The sequence below is a fragment of the Paramixta manurensis genome (assembly GCF_013285385.1).
In the GTDB taxonomy this organism is placed as follows: domain Bacteria; phylum Pseudomonadota; class Gammaproteobacteria; order Enterobacterales; family Enterobacteriaceae; genus Paramixta; species Paramixta manurensis.
Genome location: NZ_CP054212.1, coordinates 607,386 through 616,706 on the forward strand (window position 1 = coordinate 607,386; position 9,321 = coordinate 616,706).

Here is a 9,321-nt window from a genome sequence, read left to right on the forward strand (position 1 = left end):
GTTTAATACGTGCCAGAATTGAGGTACAAAAAACCCGTCAGTACGGGATGTACCTGTCGTTAAGCAGGTGATGATACTGCTGTCATCGCAGGCAAAAGCTGTTGCCTTGCTTGCAGCAACTCATTCACTGAGGAGAAGACCGAATACAGCATTCTTTACAGATAATGCCGATCGGCGAGGAAACGCTCGTTATTAGCCGTCTCTTGAGTTTAAGGAACCTTTATCGTCACGTCATAGGTGCGTTTTTGTTGACGACGCCTGCTTTCAAAGGTGAGCAGGTTTACCGCGTCCAGAGTTGTCTTTCAGGTTACGACAACTTTCTTTGTGGTCGCCCGAAGGCGTCAGTCTCAGACCACACTCCATTCCATATGACTTTGGCTTGTGACCACCCGAAGGCGTTTCTCACAGGTCACTCGTATCATCCTGATACTGGAAACATTGGCTGGCTGTCGTTGACAGCGGGTATGCGTGGTTAAAAATACGGCAAAATCATGTTGGCTTCAAGTGCTTTGCATCAGTGAAAAAAGGGAGTAACCTAGCACCAGGTGCTATAGTTAAGGTTACAGGATGTCAGCCTGATGCGTGTATTCAAAACAAAATGGTTCAGCAAGGCGGCTAAATCTCACGCCATCAAAGATAGTGAATTATGCCAGGCTATTGAGGCGGCGATGCAAGGTAAGGCTGACGACCTCGGCGGGGGAGTTTACAAGAAGCGGCTGAACCAGAATCGCGATCGCGCCATTATCCTGGCGAAAGGTGGAGAGCACTGGTTTTACACGTTCCTTTATGCCAAGCAGGATATGGCAAACATTGATAATCGCGAACTGGCCGGATTCCGCGAGTTAGCAAAGCACTACGCTGCCCTTGCTGATGAAAAGATTACGGCACTGATTAAGAGTAAAGAACTGGTGGAGATTTGCCATGACTGCAAAAAGTAAATTCAAGAGTCCTGCATTTGAGGCCATCCACAGCGCGGCTGCTGGATTATTCAGCGTTGATGCCATCCCGCAGGAAACGATGCGCAACTTTGATAAAGCGTGCCTTAATAACGTGGACGATCTGCAACCTGTTGAGATTAAGGCATTGCGCGAGAAGCTGAACGTCAGCCAACCGGTTTTTGCCAGTTATCTGAATACCAGTGTGTCAACGGTGCAGAAATGGGAAAGTGGTGTAAAGCGTCCAAGTGGATTATCGCTGAAACTGCTTACTGTGGTGCAGAAGCATGGGTTAAAGGTGTTGGTATAATCTGTATTCAAAAAATGATTATATATAATTTGGTAATTAAATTGATTTTTAATGAAAATATAGATTCATATTTGAATATATTAATTGAAAGTGTTTTTGTTGATTTCTTTCAATTGATTTTGTGAAATAACTCTGAAAAAATCACATACATTTAAGGGGTAGTAGATGGAAACCAATCCTGATGGATATATCTCTTTCATGAAGCCAGGAAGTAAGAAATGGCTGCCGTTAGATGATAACTCATTCATTTTTTGGCGAGATCAGAAAATTGATATTGGCTTAGACCTGATTGGTGATAATGATGACGTTATACCTTCAGCACCACTAACGGATTCAGATAAGGACATTATTAAAGATAACCGAAATTATTTTAATGATATTCTACTTCGCTCTCTCCAGTTACCAAATTTATCATTCTTTGCCGGTAGTGGTACTTCTTTAGGGGAGGTAGGTGGTCCAAGCATGTGGGATCTGTGGGTTCAAGCTATGTGGAAGAACCCATCAGCAAAAAAAGATGATGTTGATTATGGCTGCCTGAAAGAAACGGCTTCTAATGTATGTGATAAAGTAAAATATTCTGAAAAAGAATATCCTAATATCGAACATTTCTTATCACAATGTGATGCTTATTTAGCATTTCATAACGATAAAATCGTGTCTGATTTTTTAAATGAAGTTAAATCTATAATATTAGAACAATGTCAAAAATTCATAATTACGGGAAAAAGCAATTTATCATCATATATGATGTTATTGCAGAAAATGGCGAGACGTCGAGTAAGAGATCCTCGATTAAAAGTCTTTACCACAAATTATGATATGACTTTTGAAACATCTGCATCTGATCTTGGTATGATGGTAATTGATGGGTTTTCATATACGGGGAAAAGAAAATTCGATGGTAAATATTTTAATTATGATGTTATAAAAAGGGATGAGAATGAGCACGAATTTATAGAGGGTGTTTTTCAGTTATATAAACTACATGGTTCAGTTAGTTGGTCGAGAAGTGATGGTGGAATATATGAGAATAATGAGCCATCAGCAAGTTCTGCATGTTTAATTTATCCTGCAAAAGGAAAGTATCAGCAAGCATTTATACAGCCACACCTTGAGTTGTTGTCAAGATTTCTTGATTCATTAAGGGTCAAAAATAGTTGCTTAGTGATTTCTGGTTTTGGGTTTAATGATGACCATCTTTCAGAACCTATTTACTCAGCTATAAAATCAAATCCTAGCCTGAGATTAATTGTTGCTGATTTTAAGTGCGCGACACACATTGAGAATGATGGGAGGAATGGCTCAAGTAAATATTGGAAACTCTTTTCAGAATTAGCATTGAATGGGTATGATATATTTTTCGTAAATGCCTCATTTAAGGATTTTGTTCGCTTGATACCTAACTTAAAAGCATTGACTCCTGCTGACCAGTTAGCAAAAGCAATAAAGCAAGCAGGGGGAGAACAATAGTGGAAAATCAAGATTTTATTTCTACAGGAATACTGCGTAGTGATCTAAAGGTTGGCGTTGTATCTTCGGTTTCAGCTCAGACGGTCAGAGTAAATCTGACTCATGCAGGAAGTGTAAGTGGAAGTTATATTCATGGAAATAGATATGGTAAAGGTGAGGTTGGTGAAATATTATTAATTGAAGGTCAGCAGTCAATCATTCTAGGTCGGATGATTGAAGTGAAACTACCTGAAAGAGATCGTAATGAGGTTTCTGAACGTTCAACAGGGAAAGATAATATTGATGCAATAGGCTACATACAACTACTTGGTTCTATTGATATATCAGATCTGAAAGTAGAGTCTGGTATAAAATCATTTCCTAGACTCGGGGATAGAGTTTTTTCTGCACCATTAGAGTTTATCTCACTAATTCCTGAGTTAATAAATAAAGGAATTAATGAAGCAGATGATAATAACATTTCTATTAATTTAGGTGTGATTTCTGGTGGGATAGATAGTTTTGTTCGAGTTACTCCTGAGAAGTTATTTGGTAGGCATTGTGCTATCTTAGGGGCAACAGGAGGTGGTAAAAGCTGGACAACATCCAAGATCATAGAAGAATGTTCAAATTATAAAGGTTCAAAAATAGTTATCATAGATGCTACAAGTGAATATAGATCTTTTGATTCAGATAATGTCATCCACTATCATATTGGTAACCCCTTAAATTCTCATAATAATTCTATCGAATTTCGGATACCTCCAACTGATTTTGTTGAGTCAGATTTTATCGCAATGTTTGATCCTTCAGGTAAGGTTCAGGGACCAAAATTAAAAGAAGCCATCAAAAGTTTACGTCTAGTTACACTTGATCCAAGGATAGCAACTAATGGGGTTTTAATTAAAATAAATCAACCTAAAACAGATTACCGAAGGGCATTAAACACTAGTGGTAACTCCAAGTTGGTTGATAATCCATCCCAACCATTTGATGTGACAAAAATAATACCACAAATAATTCAAGAATGTTGTTGGGATAATCAAGATTCGTGGGGGGCGGCTAATAATGATCTTGGTTATTGCTCATCACTTCTTACTAGAATTCAGGCTGTCATTTACTCACCTTCTTTAAAGTCAGTATTTCATGGGGATGAAACTCTTAGTAGTCTTGGTGAGGTTTTTGATGATTTTTTAAATGGAGATAAAAGAGTTTTACGTCTTTGTCTTAGTGATGTTAGTTATGAGTTTTATGCCCGTGAGATATTAGCTAATGTTATAGGAAGAAAGTTGCTTACGTTAGCTAGATCTGAATCCTTTCGAAAGCAGCCATTATTAGTTATCGTTGATGAGGCCCATAATTTCTTAGGTAAAAGAGTTGGCTCAGAGGATCACTCAGTAAAGTTAGACGCATTCGAAATGATTGCTAAAGAAGGTAGAAAATATGGCCTGAATATATGTCTTACAACGCAGAGGCCAAGAGATATTACTGAAGGGGTTTTAAGTCAAATTGGAACGCTTCTCGTTCATCGATTAACTAATGATCGAGATAGAGAGGTTGTTGAAAGGGCTTGTGGAGAAATTGACAGAGCTGCGGCAGCATTTTTACCCAGTTTAAAGCAGGGAGAAATTGCTCTTGTTGGCGTCGATTTTCCTATCCCTATGACAATACAGATAGGAAAACCGGTATATCCTCCAAAATCTGATTCTCCTAGTTTTCAAGATATTTGGAGCAAAAATTAATCAAATTTATATGGTGCGAGGTATTTTGGGGGTCAGATTGGTGGTCCATTTTATTTTTAATTAAAATTAATCCATGAAAATTAGTACATTATATGATAATGACGAGTCCGGCCTTCGCACCATCGGAATGCAAACCAAGTCGCTTAAAGCGGCTTTTTTTGTGCCTGAAATCCAGTATCCGCAAGGCTTTCCTCGCTTTTTCACTCAACCTAAGTCAACCTGATTCAATCTACATCAACTTACTGATGCGGGTACAACTGCGGGTATATCCCGGTTCGATAATGTTTCTACCCACATAGAACCCTTGAAAGGATACTCATCATGGCTCTGAGTGATGTGAAAGTTCGTTCGGCTAAGCCTGAAGCAAAAGCCTATAAACTTACTGACGGTGAAGGCATGGTTTTGCTGGTTCACCCTAACGGCTCCAAATACTGGCGGCTTCGTTATCGCTTTGGTGGTAAGGAGAAGATGCTGGCGCTGGGCAAATACCCCGAAGTCTCGCTGGCGGATGCCAGGGCTCGCCGGGATGAGGCCCGTAAACTATTAGCTAATGGCGTCGATCCTAGTGAGAGCAAGAAAGCCGTTAAGGTAGAGCAGGAGCAAGAGGCGATAACGTTTGAAGTGGTTGCCAGAGACTGGCATGCCAGCAATCAGAAATGGTCGTCATCGCATAGCGCTCGTGTATTGAAAAGTCTGGAGGATAATCTCTTTGCTGCTATCGGTAAGCGGAACATTTTGCTGCTATCGGTAAGCGGAACATTGCGGAACTGAAGACACGAGATTTGCTAGTACCCATTAAGGCTGTGGAATCATCCGGACGACTCGAAGTTGCCGCCCGTTTACAACAGCGAACTACCGCGATTATGCGCTTTGCTGTGCAGAGCGGCATAATCGACTATAACCCCGCGCAAGAAATTGCCGGTGCAGTTGCTACGGCGAAAAGACAGCATCGCGCTGCACTAGAGCTTAATCGCATTCCTGAACTACTTCATCGCATTGATCACTACTCTGGCAGACCGTTAACTAGGTTGGCAGTGGAACTCACTTTGTTGGTCTTCATTCGTTCGAGTGAACTGCGTTTTGCTCGCTGGTCAGAAGTGGATTTTGAAACGGCCATGTGGACGATACCAGGAGAGCGTGAGCCTCTGGAGGGGGTTAAACACTCTCAGCGCGGCTCAAAGATGAAGACACCGCACCTTGTTCCTTTGTCGCGACAAGCTCTCGCTATTTTGGAAAAGATCAAAAGCATGAATGGAAACCGAGAGCTGATCTTCGTTGGCGATCACGATCCGCGTAAGCCGATGAGTGAGAATACGGTGAACAAGGCTTTGCGAGTGATGGGCTATGACACGAAAACGGAAGTATGTGGACATGGCTTTAGGACTATGGCGTGTAGTTCTTTGATTGAATCGGGATTGTGGTCGAGGGATGCGGTGGAGCGGCAGATGAGTCATCAGGAACGAAATTCTGTGCGAGCGGCTTACATCCATAAAGCGGAGCATCTGGGGGAGCGTAGGCTAATGCTGCAGTGGTGGGCGGATTATCTGGATGCTAACCGAGAGAAAGGGGTGAGTCCTTTTGATTTTGGAAAAGTTAATAATTAATTAGGATAAAAAGTACTATTTTTAAATAGTTTTATTGAAAATATCTTATATAAATATTACTCTCAACTAGCTTTTTAAGCTAGTTGAGAGTGCCATATCTTTATTCTTTCTCTAGTTAATGTCTGATTATGTCCACATCAGCATGGCATTTAATTGTGGCGAGATGGTTTCTTTACAGGGATGTATTTAGATCTCTACCATTCTCAATGCGGATGTGGTTTTTTATTTTAATATAATAATTACAGTATCGTATATATTCGTAAAGAGTGCTTTTAATACTAAAGATGAAATTAAGTTAAAGCATATATAGTTACGAACATACTGTTAGTCTCTATAAATGTTTTCTAGGTGATAACTACTAATCTAAGGCATCATATTTTTTAGGGAGACTAAGCCATTTTGGGGGTATTACCGGGCTGAATGTTGACTATCATTCAATCTTTATACTCATTTCTTTGTCATGTATCTCTTTGAGAGAGCTTGTGTTCCGGGTATCATTTTGTGAAATGGATTCTAAAACTGAGTTATGCCAAGGCATATTTGCATCATGGCTAAGATACTTTCGAGGGTTTTCATGTCCAATACTAACTTCTTTCAAACGGCTGCCTTTATCTGGTCGATCGCTGATCTGCTTCGTGGTGACTTTAAGCTGCCTCAGTACGGGCGCGTGATTCTGCCTTTTACGCTGTTACGTCGACTTGAATGCATATTAGCTCCTACCAAAGAGGCTGTGGTTGCGGAAGCGGATAAGCTGAAGGCCAGCCCGTTGCCGGAAGAAGGGCGTGAGAAGTTTCTGTTAAGGGCTACCAATGGCCTGTCATTCTTTAATACCTCGCCGATGGATCTCAGCAAGATGGGGCAAAAGGACATTAAAGAAAACCTGGAGAACTACGTTCAGTGTTTCTCAAAGGATGCGCGTGAAATCTTTGAGTATTTGAAATTCAGCGAACTTGTTGGCCTGCTGGATGATGCAAACCTGCTATTTAAAATCGTTAAGAAATTCGCCACTACTGACCTGAGCCCGAAAGCCATCTCCAACCATGAGATGGGCCTGGTGTTTGAAGAGCTGATCCGCCGCTTTGCGGAGAGTTCAAACGAGACCGCCGGTGAACACTTTACTCCACGCGATATTGTGCGCTTAACCACCTCGCTGGTGTTTAAGGAAGATGATGAGGTGCTATCTAAAAACGGCATCATCCGCACGATTTATGACCCGACGGTGGGTACGGGCGGCTTCCTCTCTTCCGGCATGGAATATGTGCACGAGCTGAACCCGAACGCGGTGATACGTGCTTTTGGCCAGGAGCTGAACCCCGAGTCTTACGCCATTTGTAAGGCTGATATGCTGATTAAAGGCATGGACATGAGCCGAATCAAGTTGGGCGACACACTTTCTAACGATCAACTGCCACAGGACCGGTTCGACTACATGCTGTCTAACCCGCCGTTCGGTATGGACTGGAAGAAGATTGAAGGGGAAATTAACGACGAGCACCAGCAGAAAGGCTTTAACGGTCGCTTTGGCCCCGGCCTTCCGCGCGTGTCTGATGGCTCGCTGCTGTTTCTGCTGCATCTGATTAGCAAAATGCGCGATAGTGATATAGTCGATAGCTCGGTGAGCAACGGCGGGCGTATTGGCATTATCCTTAACGGCTCGCCGCTGTTTACCGGCGGTGCTGGAAGCGGTGAGAGTGAAATTCGCCGTTATATTCTGGAAGCCGATTTGCTGGAAGGCATCGTCGCGCTGCCAACGGATATGTTCTACAACACCGGCATCGCGACTTACGTCTGGATTCTGTCGAACAAAAAAGTAACTGAGCGCCAGGGCAAGGTTCAGTTGATTGATGGCACTAACCTGTGCGGCAAAATGCGTAAGTCTTTAGGTTCTAAGCGTAACCTGATGAGCGAAGACGATATCAAACTTATCACTCGCATCTTTGGTGAATTTGAAGTGGTGGATGCAACTTCTCTTAAAGAGTTGGGCCTTGAGAAAGCGCCGGAGAAAAAATCAAACCGTGACCGCCAGCCTATCACCGTTAAAACCGAAGCGCCAAAAACCTTTGCCAGCAAAATCCTGAGCAACACCGATTTTGGCTACCGCCGCCTGACTATCGAGCGTCCTCTGCGCCTGTCGGCACAGGTAACCGATGAGGCTATTACCACCCTGCGCTTTGCGACCAAACCGCTTAACGCACCGATGAAACGCCTGTACGATGAGTTTGCTGCACAATGGCAAGATGATAGCTATGGTAACTTTGCCGATATCGAAGTTGAAGCTCGCGCTATTATTAAGTCTGATTTTACTGATCTAAAAGAGAAGCATATTAAAGATCTACTGGACAGTAGAATGTGGCTAGCACAACGCGAATTGATGCATAAAGCACAGCAAATTCAGTTAGCGTTGGGTGCTAAAGCGGGCGGCAAAGAGCTGGTAAGTAATGACTTTAATGAGTTCCAGCTAATTCTTAATGATGCGATTGGAACCTTAGGCGTTAAATTGAATGCGAGAGAAAAAAAACAGTTTATCTCCGCTATTACCAGTAAAAATCATGCGGCAGAACCCGTGGTAAAAGAGGAATTAAAAGAGATTGCCCAACCGTTGTATGGCGCATTTGAATATCGAGGCTGTGTAGTATTATTTGAACCAGACGAAGATCTGCGTGATAGCGAAAACGTGCCCTTAAATTCAGCTATTGCCACTAGCAGTTTGATAGAAAACTATTTTAAATCTGAAGTTCTACCGTATAGTTCTGATGCGTGGATTAACGCCAGTAAACGAGATGATAAAGATGGCGATGTAGGTATAGTTGGTTATCGCATCAACTTTAAATCCTATTTTCAAAGGGATTATTCTAGGGATAAATTACTTCAAGGATCTCCAATCCGTTTTAAAGAAATTGTGAGGCTAAGTGATAATGGGCTTTATGTTCTAGAATCATTTACAGGGAAAATTATAGAATTCTCTAGCTTAAGTGAAAAAAGAAAGATGCTTAACCCTACTCGTTTTGATTTTCTTCACGAAACACTCCTTCCTGAGTTTTACAATCTTTTCTTACAGCAAGAGGAAGGTAGGGATTGGCTTGATAGTAATTTCATGTCTAATTCAGGGGTGTCAAGACACATATATATATCAGCGTGGTTGAATACTCGATTCTCACTTCCGCCAATAGCAAATCAGTCGAAATTAATAGATTTTCAAAGCGAGTGTGAAGCTGTATTGACACGGGTAAACTTACTTAAAAACTCAGTTTTTTCTAATTTTCAATCTTCACGAGAACAAT

General features: G+C 41.7%; 4 protein-coding genes and 2 pseudogenes. All 6 read left to right on the forward strand.

Features of this window, described 5'->3' with window-relative positions; all coding sequences use genetic code 11:
• Window positions 1-578 precede the first annotated feature (578 nt).
• On the forward strand, window positions 579-938 hold the full coding sequence (locus tag PMPD1_RS03015) for a type II toxin-antitoxin system RelE/ParE family toxin (RefSeq protein WP_095104212.1): 360 nt from the start codon (window positions 579-581) through the stop codon (window positions 936-938).
• Complete coding sequence (locus tag PMPD1_RS03020) at window positions 922-1,245, forward strand: helix-turn-helix domain-containing protein (RefSeq protein ID WP_173632650.1); 324 nt, start codon at window positions 922-924, stop codon at window positions 1,243-1,245. The genes PMPD1_RS03015 and PMPD1_RS03020 overlap by 17 nt, the downstream gene beginning before the upstream one ends.
• A 165-nt stretch (window positions 1,246-1,410) precedes the next feature.
• Window positions 1,411-2,715, forward strand: a complete 1,305-nt coding sequence (locus tag PMPD1_RS03025; RefSeq protein WP_173632651.1) for an SIR2 family protein — start codon at window positions 1,411-1,413, stop codon at window positions 2,713-2,715.
• Window positions 2,715-4,436, forward strand: coding sequence for an ATP-binding protein (locus tag PMPD1_RS03030; RefSeq protein WP_095104208.1), 1,722 nt, complete (start codon window positions 2,715-2,717; stop codon window positions 4,434-4,436). The genes PMPD1_RS03025 and PMPD1_RS03030 overlap by 1 nt, the downstream gene beginning before the upstream one ends.
• Window positions 4,437-4,757: 321 nt before the next feature.
• A pseudogene (locus PMPD1_RS03035) lies at window positions 4,758-6,040 on the forward strand (tyrosine-type recombinase/integrase).
• Between the two features lie 574 nt (window positions 6,041-6,614).
• Window positions 6,615-8,879 (forward strand): annotated as a pseudogene (locus PMPD1_RS22840) (type I restriction-modification system subunit M); the annotation flags it as partial.
• Window positions 8,880-9,321 lie beyond the last annotated feature (442 nt).